Raw genomic sequence first — 21,881 nt, 5'->3', positions numbered from 1 at the left:
AATATGCCTTTATAAAAAGTCCGGATGTATGGCAGCAATCTTTACTTTCTCAAAATCATTAACTGAAAGCTTGGCAAAAAGTGGGCGTCCATGTATGGCCTATAACGGTGGCCCAGGTTATTTCGAGCGATATCGAAAAAGACCTGGGGCAAAGGCTGTTCATCAGGTTGCTACCGCTTTCTGGCAAAAGCACCAGGCCATGAAAGAGCCATGAAAGCAAGCGGCCCGTCGGCAGTAGCCAGTTGCTATGGGCAGACCTGAGCCTTCGACATACCCCTATCCTCGAGAATCATCCCATCCGAAAAAGCAGTAAATTACCCCTGAAACACAGCATCAGGCGGTTACCGAGAGGTATCTTGCAGCATGGTTATACTTTATACTTCCGCACACAGATTTATTTATCATTTATGCTGGAAATAACAATTTGATTAAAGAATTTTTGATCAAATTTGTCTCGAATATTAACCGCTCAAAGAATTTTAATAATGCCATTCAACCTGGATAATTTTTATGAAGCCAACCGCCGCATTCTGATCTGGTTAATCCTGATCGGTCTGTTATGGTTATTGCGTGATTTCTTCGGACTGATCTTTATCACATTCGTCCTTGCTTTTATTGCCATGCCTCTGGTCCGGCTTGGTCGGAATAAATTGAAACTGCCTTACCGCTTGTCTCTGACGCTGGTATATGTCTTTTTTTTAGTCGTACTGGGAAGCTTCTTTCACTATGTTACGCCCAGTGTGATCGGTGAAGCCAGCCGTTTTATGAACAATTTCAGTGAGGTACAATCGAAACTGATAGAACTGAAACGAGACGTTGATAGTAAATATCCTGGTGCGGAGCGTTCCTTGCACGGCTATATGCGTAGCATACTCGACGAAGATACCCAGAAGGCTATTGACAAGGAACTTAATCTGTTCCAAGAAAAAATCAACCTTTCCATTTCCATTTCCAATGCCGAGAATCCGGAGCTTGATAACGACAGCAGCATTACGGAGGCTATGCAGGAGAAACTGAAAAAATATTACGATAAGGAAGCAGAGTTACTGGTGGAATCCCTCATGACAAAACAGATGAATAAAGTCCGTGAGGAACTGCCCCGGCTTATCAATCATCTCTATCAAGCTACGGGTACCATGCTGCTTGCGCTATTATTCAGTTTCCTCATTCTGTTTGACAGCGTCCGCTTGGGTGATTTGATGAAGAGCCTGCATGATTCACGGTTGCGGGATTTTTATCAGGAAACCGCACAACCGGTAGTTCGCTTCGCCTATGTGGTTGGCCGCGCTATCCAGGCGCAGGCAATGATTGCCTGTGTCAACACCTTCTTGACGCTGATAGGTTTGATGATTCTGGGTATCCCGTCAGTCGCACTGTTATCATTGATTGTTTTCGTGTGCAGTTTTATTCCGGTACTGGGCGTGTTCATCTCCACGACACCGATGGTGCTGGTTGCGTTAAATACCGGCGGGTTGACTCTGGCCATAGCCATAGTGGTAATGATCACTATCATCCATATTATCGAAGCCTATGGACTCAATCCCTTGATCTACGGTAAACACTTCAAACTCAATCCGGTGTTGGTGCTCATTATTCTGCTGATTGCCTACCACAGCTTCGGCCTGTGGGGAATGATACTGGGTGTTCCGGTCACCTATTACTTCATTCATGACGTATTTGGGGTGCCTTTGTGGGATGAACGCCGGCTAGAACCCAATACAATAGACTGACTTTGCTATAACGGTATAACCCGAATATTTCATAAATTGGCACGTGTCCTCACTTGCCTTTTGATTAATAAGAAAGATTTTGCTCAGTCGGGTGTATGAGTCACTACACCCCTCTTTCTCAAAACTTCCCTATTAATCAAAATCCTGCGTGATCATCACGCGAATTTATGAAATATTCGGGATAAACGAATAACCTGTCTTGACCGTTATTTGCGCAAAAAGCCTCATTGCATGAACTCTGTGCGTGTCGGCGTACTTAATGAGCGGAACCATTCGATGGTTTTGGCTGGTGAAAACCAGCCATACATTCCATCGACCCATTGACAGCTTGCGCTTCATTTTCATTAAGAAAAATCTTGTTGTGACTGTTGGGGTTATTGTCGGTCAAGCGCAGAAATACACCCAAAGCTGCAAGCAATATCGCAGTGCTGATAATGATGGCTATCGGATAGTTAAGATTGCCTGCAAGCCCAAGCTGACTGTATTTGATGACTAGCAGTAATCCTTCGAGAACAAGCGCAATACATACGATGCTGACAAAACGCGGTACAGTGCGCCTGAGCACAATAATGATGTGATCCTCGCTTTCTTTGCATGCGTATTCCTTGTTGACCACCAAGCCAAGCTCAAAAATGGCCAATGCCACAATGGCCATATTGATGGAATTAATCACGGCTTCTGTAAAACCGGCCTGGCCACGCAACCCTTGAAACAGGGCCTCTCCAGCTAGAAAAGTGAGCATAATCGCCACCAGGAAAAAAATGACAGAGAAGACAGTCGCCATGAATTGCCTGAAAGCACTGATATTAAGTGTTGCTAACATTGCTTCTTCCTCCTTGAATACACATTAGGTCGTTTTGTGAGCGGTATAAAATGTGAGGACGCTTACCAGGAAAAGTTCCTGAATAAGTTCTGCCATAAAATCAATGAGCGCTTCGGCGAATAAGTCAGCCATTTAATCGCGAGTCATTTTTTCCGAACAAAGTCTCGATCAGATCGAGTCCGCATGCGAGATGGCACTCATCCCGGCAGTTTCAAGCATAATCGGATCAAAGCGACGCGGCGTTCTCTTAATCAATGGTAAGCACCTTAACCCGAATATTTCATAAATTCGGGTTAAGGTGCTTGCCAGCCGGGCCTACTGGCGGTTTTATGCTGCAGCGTGTTCATCTCGTTATGCCCTGGAGTGCGATTCTAGCCCGAATATTTCAGGCTAGATCGTTTGTTTTATGACTGTAACTTAAATATTACAGGTTCTGGGAAATAGCCCATATGTGAATATAATCTATTGATAGATATAACTATAATAAATTCCTGAAGTAATGCCAACACAATCCGGCGATTAAATTGTAACAATCAAGATACAGTTTTTAATTTTTAATAAAAAGCTGCTCGCTGCTGAATTGAAAAATCTTCTTTTTAACCGGTTTCTTTTGCATGTATAGCGGCAACCTGCGTTTAGCCGTCATTAGATGACGTTAAATTAGCCATTTGGGAAGATTCTGATGTCAATCATCTGGCTTGAATTGATTCTTATTTGTGCGCAGTAGTCATATAGACCGATATCCTTGATCCCTGAAAGTCCAACATAAAGCCAGTCTGCAAGAGGATCTGTAATTTTTGAGTTACAGGCCGACGATCGCTCTAGTCATTTTCTGATTCCATTCTTGTTAAAAATAAACATAATCAGTTGCTTGTGTTGTTTGGCACGCAAATTGCTTGATTATTATTGAAGCGCCGACCTATTAATGATGGGCGAGTTCAGATATCAGCGCAACGAATAACGGAACCTAAATATTAAGGAGAGCAGAAATGGCTTTAAATATAGCAACGACGGGTGAAACCATCACGCTTGACGAAACGGCCGGATTACAGAACGCGACCGCTACACCTGCGCCGGCGGGCGATGCAAATGATAATGACATCGCTAATACAGCTCTTCCTACAGTCTTTTCTGCCCGACTGACAGCGCTTGGGCTCGGAGCCCCCACCATTGGCACCGCTTTAAGCGGCTATACCGGCGTTGCAGGGAATACGGGCAGCAATATTATCAGCGTTACGCCAGCACCCGGTGGAGCCATTACCGATCTCGGCCTGGTCGGCCCTGGCGGCGCGCCGCTCAATGGCCTGGATAGCGGACTTGACACTCTCAGTGGCGCCAACATCCTGCTCTATACGGATACGAACAACAATATTGTGCTCGGTCGTGAAGAAGGAACCAATGCGATCGTGTTCGCGCTTTATCTGGAAGAAACCGGAACGCCGGTGACGGGCGCTAAAATGTGGACTGTACAATATGCGCCCCTCTTGAATACAGACCCCGCCAATCACGACGATGCGCTCAATCTACTGGATAAGGTCTTTGTTGCCGCCAGTCAGGATCTGGAATTCAGTCTTGCCGGCGCACCTTCCGGTCAGAATTTATTCTTGATGTTTACCACGGCGAATCCGACAACCCAAGTTGATGGCAACGGTATTACCAGGATCACCGATCCCACCATCATCGCCACCGGAAAGGATCCGGCAAACCAGTCTACCGGGGTAAATATAACTACTGGCGACACAATCAATACCAGCCAAGCGGGCGGCCCGACGACTTTCGGTACCAACAGTCAGATGATAACCGAACAGGAAGGCATTCGATTTACGTTCGTTACGGGCGCACGAGAGGATGTGACCATTCCCAATCTGGATCAAAATGAGGCAGATGTCGAAGCCAATATTGACTTTACCAGCATGTTCAATGCCAGAGCGGCCACTTTTGACGTTGTCCAGTTGCAGAGCGGCAAAAGTGCCGTCGTAAAAGTCACCGCCCTCAGCACTGCGGCTGAATCCGGCGTAAATTTCATAGATGGATACGGGAACGATAGCACAATCGCCATTACACACGTCAAAGTCTTGCAAGGTACAACCGTCCTCATCGATACCAGTACCGGTGGAACGGCAAACGGCGTGACGGTAGCCTTCAATGCTGCCGGAGTCGCGACCATTTCAGGCGTACAAGCTGGTTACACCATTGAATATACCACAACTGGCGATCATAACCGCGTGCTTATCGAAAATGGGGCCGCACTTGACGCACGCGGTAATACTCATGCCGATTTCGATATCGGTGGATTCCAGCTGCTTCAGGTCTCCACGGCAACCGTCGAAGTCGGCTCCAAAGTGAGCTTTGAAGATGACGGCCCGACGATCGCTGCGAACACGGAGCCGACGCCGACGCTGACCACCGACGACACCGAGATCGTGGATACGGCAGGCCCGGTGAGCTTCGCGGGACTGTTCACCTCGGCCTTTGGCAATGACGGCTTCAAGGACGCCGACGATGACGATGTCCAGGATGCCGATGCGATCACCTATGCGCTGGGCGTGAGCGGAGCGAATGCCGTCAGCGGATTGACCGATACGCTCACGGGAGACGGCGTGGTGCTGAACAAAGTCGGCAACGACATCGTCGGCACGGCAGGCGCGGGAGGCCCTGAAGTGCTGCGCATCGCGGTAGACGCGAGCGGCAGCGTCATGCTCACGCAAAGCCGCGCGGTGGTGCATGACGATCCGCTCGACCCGAGCGAATCGACCTCGCCTGCGGCGCTGCTGTCAGCCGACCTGGTGACGCTGGCCGCGACCATCACCGATGGCGATGGCGACACGGCCACGGCGACGCTGACCACCGACGACACCGAGATTCCGGACACGGCTGGCCCGACGAGCTTTGCGGGACTGTTCACCTCGGCGTTTGGCACGGACAGCTTCAAGGGCAGCGACGACAACGACATCCAGGATGCCGATGCGATCACCTATGCGCTGGGCGTCAGCGGGGCGAATGCCGTCAGCGGCCTGACCGATACGCTCACGGGTGACGGGGTGGTGCTGAACAAAGTCGGCAACGACATTGTCGGCACGGCGGGCGCGGCGGGCCCTGAAGTGCTGCGCATCACGGTAGACGCGAGCGGTAATGTCGCGCTCAGCCAGAGCCGCGCGGTGGTGCACGACGATCCGCTCGATCCGAGCGAATCGGCCTCACCTGCGACGCTGCTGACAGCTGACCTGGTGACGCTGGCTGCGACCATCACCGATGGCGATGGCGACACCGCCACGGCGACGCGCAACATTGGCGACGCCTTCAAGTTTGAAGATGACGGCCTGACGCTGGATTTCGGCAATCTGGTAGGCACTGGCACCATCGCTCCGCAATACGGGGAGTGGAGCAGGCTTGTCGGAGCTGATCAACCGGGTAACCTTGACATCTCCTTGAATCAATCCCAGCTGGTCAGGCCGAATGGCACGACAATCAATGGATCGAGCTTCACATTCAATGAATTGGCAGGATCTCCCGATGCTTCCGGTAATTTCCTCTTTGCAGGCTCGTTGACTGCCGACTTCGACAATATTGTGAGTACACCCGATACGACGGTTGATTTTACGCTTACTGCGTTGAATGACGGCCGCTATGTATTCGATCTGGTACAGGGATTTGGCTCCACGGTCACGTTCAGCAGCGAGGATGGATCTCTCGATGCGGGCGGCCCGGATCCTGTGCGGACGCTCACTATTCCCCCTGACGAACAAGTCGTCTTTTTCGGTGTGCAGGCTACCACTTCTGATAGCGACATCGTGTCTGCCATTGGATTGGGAGAGCCTGATCTTACCGAAGCTCAAGTTGAGGCGGGAGGTTTTGCATTTCTTGGTGCCGCAAATATGAATGTCAGTACTTCCGGCATAGGAATCGGCAACAACAACCTTGATGGGGATACTACGGCGGGGATCACCGCTGCTGATGAAAGCTTCATCATCAATCCTGAAACCTTATTAACCGGCATGAAAGTTTTCATCGACAATTCTGTAGGGGGTTATGACCCAGCGACCGAGGAGTTGTACTACAAAATTTTCTTCGATGATGGCAGCAATTCCGGCAATATAAAAGTGTTGAGTGGCGATTTGACTGCGGAGGCAGGAGGACAGGTATCTTTCGGCATCGAGACACAGGGTTCGAAACTGATTGATTCTGTTCAACTCACGATGGGTAAGGGCGTTGTCAAGATTCCGGTGATCGAGTTCATCCAGGCGACCGAAAATCTTGCCAGCGACGTTTTACTTGACTTTGCTGCGTCGCTGACGGATGCCGATGGTGACAGTGCAACCAGTGATTTTTCGGTTGATCTGTTCGCCAACGACTTGGAAGGGACTTTTGACTTTACACTGACCGGCGCCTCCGGTGTCCTGGATAGCTTCAATATTGATCTGTCTGCTCTTCAAGATTCCTATAAGATCGAGGGTTTTGATACGCCGGATGACCAATTGGCTCTTCTTGGGGATTTAGGTGCTACTGTCTCGATTGACAATAGCGGGGCTGACAGCATCATTTCCGTAACCGAGACTGGAGGGCAAACGACGAGTATTACCGTGGTAGGTGTGGATCTTGTCCCGGCGAACATTGTTATCGCATAGCATCTGTTTGGCATCAGTCGGGTAAGCCGGGGCGCCTCAAGTCCTCGGCGTGGATAAGAAAATAAGGTGTAGATTGTGTAAAAAACACTCTCCCGCCAACCTAGCTGGCAGGGAGAGTGTAATTTGGAAGGAAACTTTCAGACGATAGCCTGTTGCTCAAAGCCTTTGATCAAAAATAGAGTGTTCAGTAGGGTAGGGCGTTATTAGCGACCAATTAATCACTACGAAACCGGCAAGGGGCTAAGTGAGAACGATTCGAGCGTGCGGCACGCCGTTATTGTCTACCAAAGGCGGCATCGAGGGTTCGCGCAGAGGATTAGATATATTGATCCCGTATTTTTCAATCAGTCGATAAAGACTGACTCGCGAGATACCCAGTATTTCAGCAGCGCGGCTCATGTTGTAGTGGGCGCTTTGAATACTGTTCATGATGGCTTCACGATCGGCTTCGGCGCGGGCTTCTTCGAGGGTTTTTATCGTGCGCTCCTTATGCCTCTTATCTAAACCCAGATCAGCTGGCGTCAACAGGTGGTTTTCCGACATGATGACGGCATTGCGTATGCAATTTTGCAATTCGCGGATATTGCCGGGCCAGTCATGTTTTTGTAATAAACAAAGCGCTTCGGTATTGAAGCCTTTCGGTTTGCGGGGGATGCTTTTGGAAAATTCCACAAAAAAACCAGGCCAGAAGTTCGATGTCGGCGCCTCTTGCGCGTAACGACGGGGTTTCGAGATGCAATACTTTTAAGCGGTAATACAGATCTTCGCGGAACTTTCCAGCGTGTACGGCCTGAAACAGATTGACATGGGTGGCGGAAATGATCCGCACATCTATCGGAATTTTTTCGGTGCCGCCAAGGCGCTCGATCGATCTTTCTTCAAGAAACCGTAGCAGATTGGCTTGTTGCGACAATGGCAAGTCGCCAACTTCATCGATAAACAAGACGCCGCCTTGAGCCGCTTCAATGCGGCCGATTCGGCGATTGTGCGCGCCGGTGAATGCGCCTTTTTCCCAGCCGAATAACTCGCCTTGTATCAATTCGGGCGGAAAGGCGCCGCAATTGATGGCGGCAAGGGGTTTGGCATGCCGGCGAGAGTGCTTATGAATAGCATTGGCGATCAGTTCCTTGCCGGTGCCGGTTTCACCTTCGATCAGCACCGACAGATCTTCTTTGCTGGCTTTTTCTATTTGTTTGTAGAGTTTGCGCATGACCGGGCTCGCGCCGATAATGCCCTCGAAACTAGGGAAGTCGGTAAATTTTCGGCAACAGCCATAGGCAAGCTCTGCCATGCCGTAAGCATGGTTGAGCAAAAAACTCAGATGTTCGATATCGATAGGCAGCAGAACGTAGTCAAAACAATAGTCAGCGATGCAATAGTCAGCGAAGAAACGGTTATCGCTTGAATGAGTCGATATGTCACTCAGGCTTGCTTTGGACAGGCCCATGACCCAGTTGATCTTCGGTGATCTGTCGCAGAGTTTTCTTAATTTCTGCCAGAATTTGTCGTCGTGTTGATCTTCAATCAGGCAAAATCCCACCAGAAATTTATTTCTGATCATGAGATCAAGCGCTTCATCAATATTGCGGGTGAGGTGAATTTTCCAGTTATTGGCTGTAAGCGTCTTGTAGAAGTCAGCTTCTGATTGCTGATCCTGGAGAATGAGAAGATTGCGTTTCGTGCTGGCCATGATATTAACAGTGCACTGCCTGGATTAGAAATTGTTTTTAATTTCAGCCCCCCCCCCCCCAATTCTAGGTCACCAATAGATTGATTGTGGCCGTTGGAGGCTCGCCACCCAGCGCCGGTTCGGGGTAACCGATCAGTACAAGCGCAGCTATAAAAAAGAGTGTGGGCTGATTGTTGCATGATGGATCTCCTTATAGGCATAGTTGATTGCAAATTGGAATAACCAAGCTCATGAATTCATTCATATTTTTTAGATTTATGCTGGAATCTGCGTACGCATGGCTGAATTTATTGTGAATAAAAGCGATGTCTATGACTCTATTTAATTCTAAATAAGAAAATAATTAAATACGTGTAAACACGTAGGACTAAATAATTTAGATCATATCGTCACAAGATATTAATCCAGAGAGCGGTGCCGCAGATTTGAATGGCTGCCAGGAAGGATGCTGAAGCTTTGACATAGCGCATGGCTATGCCGCGCTATCGTTGGCGATGCAAAAATGTTTCATTCTCTGCAATGTAATACAGCGGTAGCGCTGTGGATCGTAGTTTCCTGGTATTTTCCGGTTTTTGCTACAACCCACCCAATACCTTGATATGAGCGGTGGCGCTTCTACCGAGCGCGTGCAGCGCGTATCCGCCTTCCAGCGCAGAGACGATACGTTTTTGAGCGTATTTCCCGGCGATTGCTTTTATCTGCCCGGTTACCCAAGTGTAATCCGATTCGGTCAGATTCAGACGGGCCATATCATCTTCGCGATGCGCATCAAATCCGGCGGAAATAAAGATCATTTCCGGCTGGAAGCTTTCCAGTGCAGGCAGCCAGTGCTGGCTGATGGCGGAGCGGAATTCCCGACCGTCGGTATGTGCAGTCAGCGGTACATTGATGATGTGATTGCTGCTGCTATCTGCACCACAATACGGATAAAAGGGGTGTTGAAAAGTGGAGCAAAGCATGACGCGGGGGTCATGCTTGAAGATATCTTCGGTGCCATTGCCATGATGAACATCAAAATCCGCAATCGCGACCCGCTTTAACGCATACTGCGTCATGGCATGGGCGGCGCCGACGGCGACATTATTGAAAAAGCAGAAACCCATTGCCTGGCTATGGGTGGCATGATGACCGGGTGGGCGGATATTACAAAACGCATTTTCCACTTTCTCAGTCATCACCAAGTCAGTAGCCAGCACGAGTGCGCCGGCCGCGCGGTAGGCCGCTTCCAGCGTAAAGGGATTCATCAAAGTATCGGCATCGAGGCTGATCATTCCATGCTGTGGCGCAACCGCTTCAATGGCATGGAGATAGCTTTCTGAATGAACGCGCACGAGTTGTTCATGGGTCACGCGGGGTGCTTCGTGTTGTTGCAGCAGTGGAAAAATACCTGAAGCAATCAATTGATTTTCAATCGCTCGCAGTCGCTCCGGTGATTCCGGGTGATCATATCCCATGTTGTGTTTGAGGCAGGTGGGATGGGTGATATAGGCGGTCTGCATCAATTTCTTCCTATGCTCGTAAGCGCTTAATCTTTTTGCTTTCCTGGCGCAATCCCATCATCGCAATCCGCAAGCGGGCGAATCGGTTCAATGATGTTTTCACCGCCAGAGGCTGTTTCGATGCCCAGCGCGACATGGCTTTTCCGGTAGCCGTACAGGAAATAGACAATGAAGCCGATTCCTGACCAGATGGGAAATACCAGCTTGGCATCCGTTGGCAGGAACAGAAAGAGTATGATGCAGCCGGCTGCGGCAAGCGGTCCCAGCAGCCAGATGGCGGGTGTTCTGAAAGGTCTTGCGCGGCTTCTATCCTTGATGCGCAAAATCATCACGGTGAATGCGACCACCATAAAGGCGAACAATGTGCCGGAGTTGGAGATATCCGCCAGTTTTCCAACTGGCAGGAAGGCGGCAGCAAAGGTCACGCCGACACCGGTAACCATGGTAACGATATGCGGTGTTTTAAATCGTGAATGGATGCGGCTCAATACTTCTGGCAGCAGGCCGTCACGGGACATGACGAAAAAGATGCGTGTCTGGCCAAACAGCATCATCAGGATCACCGAGGGCAATGCCAGAAAAGCAGCCAGACCAAGCAGATTGCCAATTTTTCCCCAGCCAATTTCGCGCAGCACATGCGCTAGCGCTTCCCGCGAACACACAATCGGTTGCTGCCCGATCGCGGCAAGCGACTGGCATTGCTCGGCCATGGCTATCGAGCCAGGCATGAGACCTTGACCGGCTGCATCCATCAAAGGCTGTGCGCCGATTGCGCCGATCACGCCGGCTGAGACGAGAAGATAGAAGAGCGTGCAGATTGCCAGTGAGCCGATGAGTGCCAAGGGAATGTTGCGCTGCGGATTTTTGGTTTCTTCTGCGGCAGTTGATACTGCGTCAAAGCCAACATAAGCGAAAAAAATGGAAGCGGCTGCCGCGACTACTCCGGAGGTGCCCAGAGGTAAGAACGGCTGGAAATTTTCCATGTCAACGACAGGCAGCGCCAATACAATGAAGGCGATCAAGGCAGCGATTTTGACGGCCACGAGCACGGCATTGAATGCAGCGCTTTCCCGCGTGCCAATAACCAATAGACCAACGACCAGCATACAGATAATCACCGCAGGCAAATTGATCATGCCGCCGGCAAAGGGGCCATTCGCCAAAGCGAAGGGAATTTCGATGCCGAGAGAATTGTTTAGCAATCCAACGAAGTAGCCAGACCAGCCTACAGCAACTGCACTGGCAGCCACGGAATATTCAAGGATCAATGCCCAGCCTACCATCCATGCCACGAATTCACCCAGTACTGCGTAGGAGTAGGTATAAGCTGAGCCGGATACGGGCACCATCGAAGAAAGCTCGGAATAGCAAAGCGCCGCTACGGCGCACACAAAGCCAGCAATAATGAAGGCAATCATCATGCCGGGCCCGGCCTTCTGTGCGGCTTCAGCGGTTAACACAAAAATGCCGGTTCCGATGATGGCGCCCACGCCCAGCAGCGTCAGTTGCCATATGCCCAAAGAGCGATGAAGACTTTTCTTTTCGGCTGTGGCCAGAATGGCGTCTAGTGATTTCACGCGCCAGAAGATCATGAGTTCCCCCTTTTGGTTAAAGCATCTATTCCCAATGACCTAGCCCGAATATTTCATAAATTGGCACGTGCCCTCACTTGCCAATTTATGAAATATTCGGGCTAGAAGGTCAGCGGGGGGATAGTGTACAAGAAATAGCCCTACCATAAGGATGAAATAGCTGCTAAAAGACTGGATAAAGAGCGTGATCGAATCATTAGATTTTTCTAACCTGAATCAGAAAAGCTTTTTTGGGATCACTTATCAGGTTTGACAGTTTATTGATTTATCAGTACATTTTTTCGGAATGGTTTGGGCATGGGTACTTATAGAGAGGGCTCTCCGCCAATGAGGCTTTATCGGATATAACCACTACGCTGGCTCAGATTTGACCCGGCAGCGCACATCCAAGAATTTCCACAATGACCTATTGACCTCAACCCGACACTCAAAAGGAGAATGATCTTGAACCATAAATCAGGCAGTAATGCGATTGGTACTGACGAACGGATTATTTCAGGCGTCAACGGATGGGTGATGCTGGCGATATTGTTGTTGTTACTTCTGTTTGCACTCTTTCTTGTGGCTATGCCGGGCGGTCCTGCTAAGCTAATCGTTGGAGCGTTGTTGCTGGCAGGGACGCTGTTCTGCTGGAAAGGCTTATTTACACTCGAGCCTAACCAGGCCGCTGTTATGATTTTTTTCGGTAGTTATACTCATCGTACTTCAAAATTAGGTATCAATACCTTCTCCCAGCGGGAGAAGGCTGGATGAGGGATTATGAAAACCGAATTTTGAAGTGCGATGAGTATAGCGAAGATAGTGAGATGAATCGATGAACAAACATTACCTCAGTCCGCTTTTTTCTCCTCGTTCCGTAGCAGTGATTGGCGCGAGCAATCGAGTGAATTCAGTCGGAGGGGTCGTATTCAAAAATATGCTGCAAAGCGGCTATCAGGGCAAGCTTTATGCAGTAAACCCGAATCATGCTGAAATACAAGGCCAGCACGCCTATGCCAGTATCGAACAGATTGAGGAAGCAGTCGATCTGGCTGTTATCATCACTCGAGCGGTAACCGTGCCGGATATCATCGAGTCGTGTGGCAAGCATGGCGTGCGTTTTGCTTTGGTGCTGTCGGCAGGTTTTAGAGAAACCGGACCACAAGGAGCGGTGCTTGAACGTGCTGTGGTTGAAAACGCACGGCGATATGGCATGCGGCTGATCGGCCCGAATTGCCTGGGCATTCTCTGTCCGCGGGTGGGGCTGAATGCCACCTTCAGCAAGGATAGTGCCAAAGCGGGAGGGCTTGCGCTGATCTCTCAGTCGGGTGCATTCTGCACGGCGATTATGGACTGGGCACGACCTAATGATGTCGGTTTTTCCAGCATTATCTCAATGGGTGCTGCAGCAGGAATGGATTTTGGGGAGATACTCGATTACCTTGCTTCTGATCCCCATACCGAAAGTATTCTGCTCTATATCGAGGGTATTCAGCATGCGCGCAGCTTTATGAGTGCGTTGCGTGCCGTGACAAGGATCAAACCTATCTTTGTTGTCAAGGCGGGTCGTCATGAGGCGGGCTCCAAAGCGGTGTTTTCTCATACCGGCGCCCTGGTCGGTGCGGATGACGTATTCGATGCGGCATTGCAGCGTGCCGGTGTCGTGCGGGTGAATACGATCGTGCAGTTATTTTCGGCTGCACAGGCGCTTTCGACTCATTTTCACCCAAGTGGCAACCGGCTGGCGATTGTGACCAATGGCGGCGGGCCGGGTGTGATGGCGACAGACCGGGCTGCGGATCTGGGCGTCATAATCGCCACGCTATCCGAGAATACGCTATCTCAATTGAATACCGGTTTGCCGGATACCTGGTCGCATGGTAATCCGCTGGATATCATCGGTGATGCAACTGCAGAGCGTTATCGCCACGCCGTCACGCATTGCATGCAGGATGATGGCGTGGATGGTGTGCTGGTCATCCTGACGCCCCAGGCGATGACCCAACCGCTGGAAGTTGCGCAGGCGATCATCGAGATTGCTGCAAAATTTGATAAACCGCTTATCGCCTGCTGGATGGGGGAAGCGCAGGTGGCTGAAAGCAGGCAGGCGTTTAATCAAGCGAAAATACCCAATTTCCGCACACCGGAACCCGCAGTTGAAGTGTTCTCGTTCATTTCTGCCTATTATCAGAATCAAAAGCTGCTGATGCAGACACCCGGTCCGATTTCTCGTTACAGCTCACCCGATGTGGAAGGTGCACGCTTGCTGATCGAAGGTGCATTGGCGGAGCATCGCAAAGTCCTGAGTGAAATGGAATCCAAAGCGATTCTGGCGGCATTTCATATCCCGATTGCCAAAGCCATGATGGCGCGTTCTCCTGGCGAAGCGTTATTGATCGCAGAGCAGCTGGGTTTGCCAGTTGCCATGAAAATCAATTCTCCGGATATTACGCATAAGTCGGATGTAGGCGGGATTCGTCTGAATCTCGGGAATGCGCAGGCCGTTCGAACGGCTTATCACGAGATCATCCAGTCAGTGCAAAAAAATAATCCCAGCGCGCGGATAGATGGTGTGGTCGTTGAGCCAATGATCATCAAACCCAATGGCCGGGAATTGATGGTCGGTGTAACCACCGATCCGGTATTTGGCCCTGTCATTACGTTTGGAACAGGCGGTGTGCTGGTCGAAGTGCTGGGCGATCGTGCGGTTACGCTTCCGCCACTCAACCGTTTTCTTGTGAAAGACATGATCCAGAGAACGCGTATCGCTAAACTTCTGATGGCTTTTCGTAATCTGCCACCCATCGATATGGCTGCGTTGGAAAGCGTCCTTTTGCGTGTGTCAGAAATGGTGTGCGAACTCCCTTGGATCAAAGAAATGGATATTAATCCTCTGATCGTTGATGAGAATGGTGCGTGTGCAGTCGATGCGCGGATGGTGGTGGATTATCTGCTACCCTCTGCTGATCGCTATGCGCACATGGCGATCCACCCTTATCCTGTCCGCTTGATCACGCGCTGGCAGTTGCCCGATGGCACCGATCTCACGATCCGCCCGATACGTCCGGAGGATGCCGAGATCGAGCAGGAATTCGTACGGGGTTTATCGGCTGAATCCAAATATTTTCGTTTCATGGATACACTGCAGGAGCTTTCGCAGCCCATGCTGGTGCGCTTCACGCAAATCGACTATGACCGTGAAATGGCACTGATTGCTGTGCTGGAGCAAGATAATCAGGAAAAGGAATTAGGTGCTTGCCGCTATGTAACCAGTGCTGATGGCCAGTCGTGCGAATTTGCCCTGGTCGTGGCAGACGAGTGGCAGAGAAAGGGGATTGGCCACAAGCTTATGAATTGCCTGTTCGATGCCGCTCGCGCCAAGGGAATCAAGATCATGGAAGGCGAAGTGCTGGCAACCAATCGATCCATGCTGGAACTGGTGCGCAGACTGGGGTTTGACGTCAGTATCAGCGAAGAAGATGCGGCTATTCAGTATGTTGTGAAGCAGCTTTAGTTATGCAAAATTAATTTGCAGCATTTAATATAAGGCAATTCTTGTGAAGCTTGTCTTAATTAATTGATTTTTAAGATAACTATTGTCAATAACGGTCTTGTAAAATAAGGTGCGTTGTAGAAATCATCGACAATATGGGGGCATAGGATATTAGCGCTGGAGAGTGAATACGCTTGCGTTATCTACCATATGATCAGATTTAGCTCGTACCAGCTATTCATTATCAGTTCAGCTAAGGTAAGGTATCCTTGTCATTCAAACGTCAGTAAAACAGGGTCAGGTCGGGGCAACAGTCATTTCGTTCATCGAAAGTTTTCAGATGGCAATAAATGACTGTATGAATTCAAGTTTGCTGTAATGGGTCATGTGGTTATATTCTCTAAAGTTCTAATGACAAGTAACGATAATAAATATACTCATTAATCTATTCTTAACGGGACAATTACGCCATGAATTTGAAATACTTACTATTAGCGCTTGCACTGGCTACTGTGGAAGCAAGCGCAGACAACTCTACACTTGACGCAGCCATTGGCGGGGCGCTTGGCGGAGCTGCAGGAGCAGCTATTGGCAATGAAATGGGAGGTCGCCAAGGTGCGATTGTCGGTGGAGCACTGGGGGCAGCGGCAGGAACGGCGGTTACCACAGATCATGATCCGCGGCCACATTATGTTGCGCCACGTCGAGATCACTATTATGCTGCCCCCCCTGGAGGTCAATATTATGGTGCGCCACCTAGAGATCCACGCTATGGATATCCCAGCGGAGGAAACCCAGGTTATCACTGTCCTCCCGGTCAAGCCAAAAAGGGTCGTTGCTGATTCACAGAAGAATCTGCCATGCGGCATTTGCTATTCTTGGGTAATACCAAGAAATACTGATTGATACATGAGTTAATAGAGGTAGGTGGCTCGTGTATTGATCGGTGTTCCTTTATTTATATTTCCAGAAATAAGAGTAAAAGGAATAGTAGGGAAACTAAACATTAGACCTTGATCACAATTACCTGGATGCTGGTCCTGACGCCAGATAATTGTCAGAGCAACCTTCCTGAGTAATACTTTCTATTAGATTTACATTGTATGTGTAACACGCTGAACATCGTAGAGCGCGGATGTCGCCTCGCTCATTTGCTCTACTACGCTGGATTTTCTGATTGATGAGAATATGCTGGTGACCAATAGCCCATCTGGGCTAACAATCAATCCTGGAATATTTCAGCCCATCGATAAGGATAAGCGAGTTGTCGCTAAATCCAATAAATGTTTTGGTGCTATTCCTCAGAATTTAATGAAGAAATTCCCTCACTTTGTTGCGCATTAATCGTTTCTGGAGCGAATATGATCTCTTGATTTTCCGGATCAGTCAGTGTTGCCAGTTCATCCAATGGGGGGAGCTGTTCGAGCGATCGAAGGTCGAGGTCATTGAGAAAGGTTTCTGTAGTAGCGTAAAGAATAGGCCTGCCGGGCACATTACGTTGTCCGACTGCTTCGATCCATCCACGTATTTCCAGAGTTTTCAGGATCGTACTGGAGACGGCTACTCCGCGGATTTCTTCGATATCGCCGCGTGTCACGGGTTGCCGGTAGGCGATAATCGCCAGTGTTTCCAGTATTGCCCGCGAGTAGCGGGGCGGTTTCTGTGGGTTGAGTCGATCGAGAAATACCTGCATTTCCGGCTTGCTGCGGAAGCGCCAGCCGCCAGCGACATTGACCAGTTCAATGCCACTATCACGCCATTTCTCACGTAATTCCTCGAGTAACGCATGGAGTGTTTTGCTGCTGACCTCTCCTTCAAATAATTTTTTTACTTCTGAAATAGCGAGAGGTTCCTGCGCAGTCAGCAGTGCTGTTTCCAGGATTTTGATGATTTCGTGCTGATTAAAGGAAGTAGGCGTTTCAGAGGGAAGGGGCAGGTTGGGTTGATTTGACATAAATCGTTCCAAAGTTTTCGGATTGAGCGATATCGACGAGTGTTTCCTTGGCAAGCTCCAGCAAGGCGAGAAAATTGGCAACGATTTCCGCGACACCGGCAGTTTTACTGAATAGTTCATCAAAGCGCACTGCATCATGGCCTTGCAGACTGCGCAGGATTTGACTCATGCAGGCCCGGACTGAAATTTCTTCATGGCCGATATGGTGATGGCGGTTTACCTTGGCACGTTCGATCAGCGCAATCCAGGCGTGTCGTAAATCATCTACATTTACATGGGCGAGTTGCTTGGTTGCGACGTGATCAATCCATACCTGTACCGGGACAAAATCCCGATTGGCTTGAGGTAATTCGTTGAGGCGCATCGACGCCTTTTTCATTTGTTCGTATTCCAGCAGGCGGCGTACCAGCTCTGCCCGCGGATCAGTTTCCTCTTCCACAGCGGTAACAGGGTGGGGTAGCAGCATGCGCGACTTGATTTCGATCAGCAGCGCGGTTATGAGCAGGTATTCCGCCGCCAGTTCGAATTGATCGGCACGCATCATTTCCACATAAGCCATGTATTGCTGGGTGAGCTCCGCCATCGGGATATCCAGGATATCAAGATTATGCTTGCGTATGAGATACAGTAATAAATCGAGCGGGCCTTCAAAGGTCTCGAGAAATACTTCTAGAGCCTCTGGCGGGATATAGAGGTCGCGTGGTATCTCTAATAGCGGTTGACCACAAATCTTGGCAATGGGCTGAGTATTGATCGTGCTGTCTAACATGCTCATGAGCAGCGATAAGTTACTTTCTTAATTTTGAAGTCAGTGAAAGACAAGATATCAAGGCAGCTCTGAATAAGTGAGCGAGATGGATATAGTGCAGGGCACCAGCGCGCAGAGTCTGAGAAAACGAAGTTTCATTAAAACGAGTCTTACGATTTAGTGGAACTTCGTTTTGGCGTAGCCACTTAGGAATAATTCAGTCCCATGACTTCCCTGACATCGCGCATGGTTTCTTCTGCTAATTTATTGGCCTTTTCACAACCGTCTGCAACGATATTTCTGACAAGCGCCGGATCTTCCTCATACATTTTGGCGCGCTCGCTAATGGGTGCGAGTTCAGCCAGTATGCTATCAATGACAGGTTGCTTGCATTCCAGGCAGCCAATACCTGCGCTTTTACAGCCTTGCTGTACCCAGCTCCTGACCTCATCATTGGAGTAAACCGAATGAAATGACCATACCGGGCATTTGGCCGGATCACCTGGGTCACTGCGGCGTACACGTGCCGGATCAGTCGGCATGGTGCGGATTTTTTTCCTGATGCTGTCCGCATCTTCGCGCAAGCTGATAGTGTTGTTATAGGATTTGGACATTTTCTGACCATCCAGTCCTGGCATTCTCGATGCCTGCGTGAGGAGTGTTTCAGGCTCTGCAAGAATGACTCTGCTCTTTCCCTCTAAGTAGCCAAATAATCGTTCCCGGTCACCCATATTTAGATTTTGCTGTTCATCCAGCAATGATTTGGCTTCCTCGAGTGCGCCCTCATCACCCTGCTCCTGGTAAAGATTTCGTAACTCACTGTAAAGTCTGGATTTCTTGGAGCCAAGTTTTTTGATTGCTAATTCTGCTTTTTCTTCAAATCCAGGTTCTTTACCAAAAATATGGTTGAAGCGACGGGAGATCTCCCGGGTAAACTCAAGATGAGGTGCTTGATCCTCGCCGACAGGAACAAGATTAGCGCGGTAAATGAGAATATCCGCACTCTGCAGCAGGGGATAACCCAGAAAACCATAGGTGCTCAAATCTTTTTCAGTCAATTTCTCCTGCTGGTCTTTATAGGTAGGGACGCGTTCCAGCCAGCCAAGCGGCGTAATCATCGAAAGCAACAGATATAACTCAGCATGAGAAGGTACTTTAGACTGAATGAACAGGGTTGCCTGAGCAGGATCAACGCCGGCAGCCAACCAGTCGATAATCATGTCCCAGGTATGTTGCTCAATCAGTTCAGGTGAGTCGTAATGAGTAGTTAATGCATGCCAGTCAGCGACGAAAAACAAACATTCGTACTGCTGTTGCAATGTTACCCAATTTTTCAGCACACCATGATAGTGCCCTAAATGCAGGCTACCGGTCGGGCGCATTCCCGATAAAACGCGATCAGCAAACATGCTACAAATCCTAAATTAATACAGAGTTGATCAGAGATTCAATGAGAGCATTGGTGGACCGCTTGTTTATGAAAGGCAAACCGTTTTGCATTGCGGGGTTAGACATACAATCCAAACAACCAAACGAGGAGTTGCTTCATTATGATGATAAATGGCCAGACGATCATACCCAACACGCCAGTCATCATCAATAATAACAAAATCATAAACCCATAAGGCTCGATCTTTGAGAATTGGTAGGCGAGACGATAGGGTAGCAAACTGACAGCCATACGTCCTCCATCCAGAGGCGGCAATGGCAGCAGATTCAGTACCATTAGAATAAGGTTGATTTCGATACCTGCCATGCCCATCAGGATCATCGGTTTAGCGTAAATGCCTTCTGGGAAGATCAGCCCCAGCTTGATGATCAATGCCCAGAAACAGGCCATGAAAAGATTAGCGCCAGGTCCTGCTGCCGCAACCCACAGCATGTCACGCTTAGGGTGCCGTAACTGATTGAAATTAACGGGTACCGGTTTGGCCCAGCCAAACAGAAAGCCAGTGCCCATCGTTAGCTTGCCGATGATAAACAGCGTCAGCGGTACAATGACAGTTCCCACCAGATCGATATGCTTGAGCGGATTGAGCGTGATGCGCCCTGCCATATAAGCAGTCAAGTCACCATAATGCTTGGCAACATAACCATGTGCTGCTTCATGTAAGGTAATGGCAAAAATAACGGGGAGTGCATAAATGGCGATGCCTTGAATGATACTATCCATGTACCATCCCAAAGGGTATGAGGCTGCCTCTGCCTGCGCGGACTAATTCAGGGGTATCACCTGTCAGGTCAATCACAGTTGTCATGTCTACACCACAAGAACCCGCATCGATTATCAGATCTACCTGACGTTCCAGGCGTTGGCGGATTTCCTCGGCATCATTCAGCGGTAACTCATCTCCAGGCAGAATCAGAGTGGAGCTCAATAACGGCTCATTCAATTCTGACAGTAGGGCATGGGCTACGGGATGGTCGGGAATACGCAAACCGATAGTCTGACGTTTGGGATGCTGCAAGCGGCGGGGTACTTCACGGCTGGCTTTGAGTATGAACGTATAGTTGCCTGGTGTGCACGCCTTGAGTAGGCGGTATTGAATATTATCTACCTTGGCATAGTTGGAAATCTCAGCCAAATCCCTGCATACCAGCGTGAAATGATGATGCTCATCGACTTGCCGTATAGTGCGTATGCGTTCCATGGCATCTTTGTTGCCGATCTGACAACCGAGCGCATAGCAGGAGTCTGTCGGATAAACGATGATGCCGCCATCGCGCAGAATCGAGACGACTTGTCGTAACAGCCTTATTTGGGGATTTTGGGGATGAATAGTAAAAAATTGTGCCATGATTAATTGAGATCCGAGTCTTTATCGATATGTTATCGTAATATAGCGCAAGTTTGCTGCAGCCGTTCAATAATGATCTAATTTTGCTCAATATTCCAATCATGCCAGATAGGCGTGCATCCAGCAGGTAGTGGCGGTAATTGGCCGAGATCAAAATAACTTTCGCCAGGTCCATGATAATCAGAGCCGCATGAAGCCAATAAATTCAATCGCTCGGCATGATGTGCGAATAGCTTTGTCTGATCGGAGGTATGACTGGGTGAGATGATTTCAAGACCTGTGCCGCCAAGGTCACGAAATTCGTGGAGTAATGCTTCCAGAACGTTTTTACCCAATTGGTAGCGTGCGGGATGAGCAATGACTGCCTGACCACTACTGCCACGTATCCAGTTAACTGCATCCTTTAAGGTTGCCCACTGGTGAGGGGTATAACCTGGTTTACCCTTGACGAGGTATTTTTTGAACACCGACCGGACATCTTTAGCGTATCCTTTTTCAACCAGAAAACGCGCAAAATGGGTACGACCGATCAATCGTCCATCACCGGCATAGGCATAGGCACCCTCGAAGCTGCCATGAATGCCGCAACGATCGAGGTGAGCAGCAATGTTACGTGCACGTTCCACTCGTCCTTCACGTATTGATGCGAGGCCTTGCTCCAACGGAGGGTATTCGGGATCGATACCGAGGCCGATGATATGCAGGGTTCTGCCTTGCCACGTAACGGAGATTTCCACACCGTTAATAAGTATGATATTTTTTTCACGCGCGGCAATACGGGCCTCAGTTAATCCCGCTACATCATCATGGTCAGTTAACGCAAGCACTTTGACGCCACGCAAGGCCGCGTGCTCTACGAGGCGAGCGGGTGTCAGAAGACCATCTGAAACAACAGAGTGACAATGCAAATCAATATTGAGCATTACATCAAATAGGGTGCTTACATAAAT

The 21,881-nt window shown here is 49.3% G+C and carries 17 protein-coding genes; 6 read left to right on the top strand and 11 right to left on the bottom strand.

Features of this window, described 5'->3' with window-relative positions; genetic code table 11:
- Both BLP80_RS15565 and BLP80_RS03745 read left to right on the top strand, forming a co-directional pair.
- On the top strand, positions 1 to 214 hold a 214-nt coding region (locus BLP80_RS15565; protein ID WP_218120364.1), incomplete at its 5' end, for a hypothetical protein.
- Positions 215 to 485: 271 nt separating this feature from the next.
- Positions 486 to 1,730 carry an AI-2E family transporter gene (locus BLP80_RS03745; protein WP_090540270.1) on the top strand — a complete coding sequence of 415 codons (1,245 nt, stop codon included), beginning with the start codon at positions 486 to 488 and terminating at the stop codon, positions 1,728 to 1,730.
- Between the two features lie 256 nt (positions 1,731 to 1,986).
- Here BLP80_RS03745 and BLP80_RS03740 read toward each other — a convergent pair whose 3' ends face one another.
- A complete protein-coding gene (locus BLP80_RS03740; RefSeq protein WP_176754253.1) occupies positions 1,987 to 2,553 on the bottom strand; it encodes a hypothetical protein in 567 nt (188 codons plus the stop codon).
- Between the two features lie 989 nt (positions 2,554 to 3,542).
- On the opposite strand from BLP80_RS03740, the gene BLP80_RS03735 reads away from it, so the two are divergent.
- A complete protein-coding gene (locus BLP80_RS03735) occupies positions 3,543 to 7,178 on the top strand; it encodes a DUF5801 repeats-in-toxin domain-containing protein (RefSeq protein ID WP_090540268.1) in 3,636 nt (1,211 codons plus the stop codon).
- 240 nt (positions 7,179 to 7,418) lie between these two features.
- On the opposite strand, the gene BLP80_RS03730 is transcribed toward BLP80_RS03735, so the two are convergent.
- The 4 genes from BLP80_RS03730 to BLP80_RS03715 all read right to left on the bottom strand — a co-directional run bounded on the left by BLP80_RS03730 (position 7,419) and on the right by BLP80_RS03715 (position 11,944).
- Complete coding sequence (locus BLP80_RS03730; RefSeq protein WP_090540266.1) at positions 7,419 to 7,721, bottom strand: helix-turn-helix domain-containing protein; 303 nt, start codon at positions 7,719 to 7,721, stop codon at positions 7,419 to 7,421.
- Between the two features lie 52 nt (positions 7,722 to 7,773).
- Positions 7,774 to 8,868 (bottom strand): sigma-54 dependent transcriptional regulator, encoded by a 1,095-nt coding sequence (locus tag BLP80_RS03725; RefSeq protein ID WP_090540264.1) that lies wholly within the window; start codon positions 8,866 to 8,868, stop codon positions 7,774 to 7,776.
- Between the two features lie 575 nt (positions 8,869 to 9,443).
- The gene (locus BLP80_RS03720) at positions 9,444 to 10,367 is read right to left on the bottom strand and encodes a histone deacetylase family protein (protein ID WP_090540262.1); all 924 of its coding nucleotides are present in this window, start codon (positions 10,365 to 10,367) and stop codon (positions 9,444 to 9,446) included.
- A 26-nt stretch (positions 10,368 to 10,393) separates the two neighbouring features.
- Positions 10,394 to 11,944: an amino acid permease gene (locus BLP80_RS03715; RefSeq protein ID WP_256324937.1), complete on the bottom strand. Its 1,551-nt coding sequence runs from the start codon at positions 11,942 to 11,944 to the stop codon at positions 10,394 to 10,396.
- 459 nt (positions 11,945 to 12,403) lie between these two features.
- Here BLP80_RS03715 and BLP80_RS03710 point away from each other — a divergent pair, with 459 nt between their 5' ends.
- The 3 genes from BLP80_RS03710 (at position 12,404) to BLP80_RS03700 (ending at position 16,273) form a co-directional block, all read left to right on the top strand.
- The gene (locus BLP80_RS03710; RefSeq protein ID WP_143002221.1) at positions 12,404 to 12,712 is read left to right on the top strand and encodes a hypothetical protein; all 309 of its coding nucleotides are present in this window, start codon (positions 12,404 to 12,406) and stop codon (positions 12,710 to 12,712) included.
- 61 nt (positions 12,713 to 12,773) lie between these two features.
- Positions 12,774 to 15,452, top strand: coding sequence for a bifunctional acetate--CoA ligase family protein/GNAT family N-acetyltransferase (locus BLP80_RS03705; RefSeq protein ID WP_090540256.1), 2,679 nt, complete (start codon positions 12,774 to 12,776; stop codon positions 15,450 to 15,452).
- Between the two features lie 449 nt (positions 15,453 to 15,901).
- Entirely contained in the window at positions 15,902 to 16,273 is a 372-nt protein-coding gene (locus tag BLP80_RS03700) for a glycine zipper domain-containing protein (protein ID WP_090540254.1), read from the top strand.
- Positions 16,274 to 16,725: 452 nt separating this feature from the next.
- On the opposite strand, the gene scpB is transcribed toward BLP80_RS03700, so the two are convergent.
- The 6 genes from scpB to BLP80_RS03670 form a co-directional block, all read right to left on the bottom strand.
- Entirely contained in the window at positions 16,726 to 17,385 is a 660-nt protein-coding gene (gene scpB, locus BLP80_RS03695) for an SMC-Scp complex subunit ScpB (RefSeq protein WP_090540252.1), read from the bottom strand.
- Positions 17,351 to 18,160 (bottom strand): segregation and condensation protein A, encoded by an 810-nt coding sequence (locus BLP80_RS03690; protein ID WP_090540250.1) that lies wholly within the window; start codon positions 18,158 to 18,160, stop codon positions 17,351 to 17,353. The genes scpB and BLP80_RS03690 overlap by 35 nt, the downstream gene beginning before the upstream one ends.
- Before the next feature lie 179 nt (positions 18,161 to 18,339).
- Positions 18,340 to 19,542, bottom strand: coding sequence for a tryptophan--tRNA ligase (locus BLP80_RS03685; RefSeq protein WP_090540248.1), 1,203 nt, complete (start codon positions 19,540 to 19,542; stop codon positions 18,340 to 18,342).
- Positions 19,543 to 19,640: 98 nt separating this feature from the next.
- Positions 19,641 to 20,306 (bottom strand): site-2 protease family protein, encoded by a 666-nt coding sequence (locus BLP80_RS03680; protein WP_090540245.1) that lies wholly within the window; start codon positions 20,304 to 20,306, stop codon positions 19,641 to 19,643.
- Complete coding sequence (locus tag BLP80_RS03675; protein WP_090540243.1) at positions 20,299 to 20,931, bottom strand: L-threonylcarbamoyladenylate synthase; 633 nt, start codon at positions 20,929 to 20,931, stop codon at positions 20,299 to 20,301. Before BLP80_RS03675 ends, BLP80_RS03680 begins: the two co-directional genes overlap by 8 nt.
- A 77-nt stretch (positions 20,932 to 21,008) precedes the next feature.
- Positions 21,009 to 21,854 (bottom strand): 3',5'-nucleoside bisphosphate phosphatase, encoded by an 846-nt coding sequence (locus BLP80_RS03670; RefSeq protein WP_090540241.1) that lies wholly within the window; start codon positions 21,852 to 21,854, stop codon positions 21,009 to 21,011.
- Positions 21,855 to 21,881 lie beyond the last annotated feature (27 nt).

This window comes from Nitrosomonas sp. Nm132 (assembly GCF_900100485.1).
Lineage (GTDB): Bacteria > Pseudomonadota > Gammaproteobacteria > Burkholderiales > Nitrosomonadaceae > Nitrosomonas.
This window is presented reverse-complemented; position numbering and strand designations above follow the sequence as displayed.

Coding starts and splice junctions, on each gene's coding strand:
- BLP80_RS03705 (WP_090540256.1), top strand. CDS start 12,774: ATGAACAAACATTACCTCAGTCCGCTTTTTTCTCCTCGTTCCGTAGCA.
- BLP80_RS03680 (WP_090540245.1), bottom strand. CDS start 20,306: ATGGATAGTATCATTCAAGGCATCGCCATTTATGCACTCCCCGTTATT.
- BLP80_RS03720 (WP_090540262.1), bottom strand. CDS start 10,367: ATGCAGACCGCCTATATCACCCATCCCACCTGCCTCAAACACAACATG.
- BLP80_RS03700 (WP_090540254.1), top strand. CDS start 15,902: ATGAATTTGAAATACTTACTATTAGCGCTTGCACTGGCTACTGTGGAA.
- BLP80_RS03675 (WP_090540243.1), bottom strand. CDS start 20,931: ATGGCACAATTTTTTACTATTCATCCCCAAAATCCCCAAATAAGGCTG.
- BLP80_RS03740 (WP_176754253.1), bottom strand. CDS start 2,553: ATGTTAGCAACACTTAATATCAGTGCTTTCAGGCAATTCATGGCGACT.
- BLP80_RS03690 (WP_090540250.1), bottom strand. CDS start 18,160: ATGAGCATGTTAGACAGCACGATCAATACTCAGCCCATTGCCAAGATT.
- BLP80_RS03745 (WP_090540270.1), top strand. CDS start 486: ATGCCATTCAACCTGGATAATTTTTATGAAGCCAACCGCCGCATTCTG.
- BLP80_RS03735 (WP_090540268.1), top strand. CDS start 3,543: ATGGCTTTAAATATAGCAACGACGGGTGAAACCATCACGCTTGACGAA.
- BLP80_RS03670 (WP_090540241.1), bottom strand. CDS start 21,854: ATGCTCAATATTGATTTGCATTGTCACTCTGTTGTTTCAGATGGTCTT.
- BLP80_RS03725 (WP_090540264.1), bottom strand. CDS start 8,868: ATGGCCAGCACGAAACGCAATCTTCTCATTCTCCAGGATCAGCAATCA.
- BLP80_RS03730 (WP_090540266.1), bottom strand. CDS start 7,721: ATGTCGGAAAACCACCTGTTGACGCCAGCTGATCTGGGTTTAGATAAG.
- scpB (WP_090540252.1), bottom strand. CDS start 17,385: ATGTCAAATCAACCCAACCTGCCCCTTCCCTCTGAAACGCCTACTTCC.
- BLP80_RS03685 (WP_090540248.1), bottom strand. CDS start 19,542: ATGTTTGCTGATCGCGTTTTATCGGGAATGCGCCCGACCGGTAGCCTG.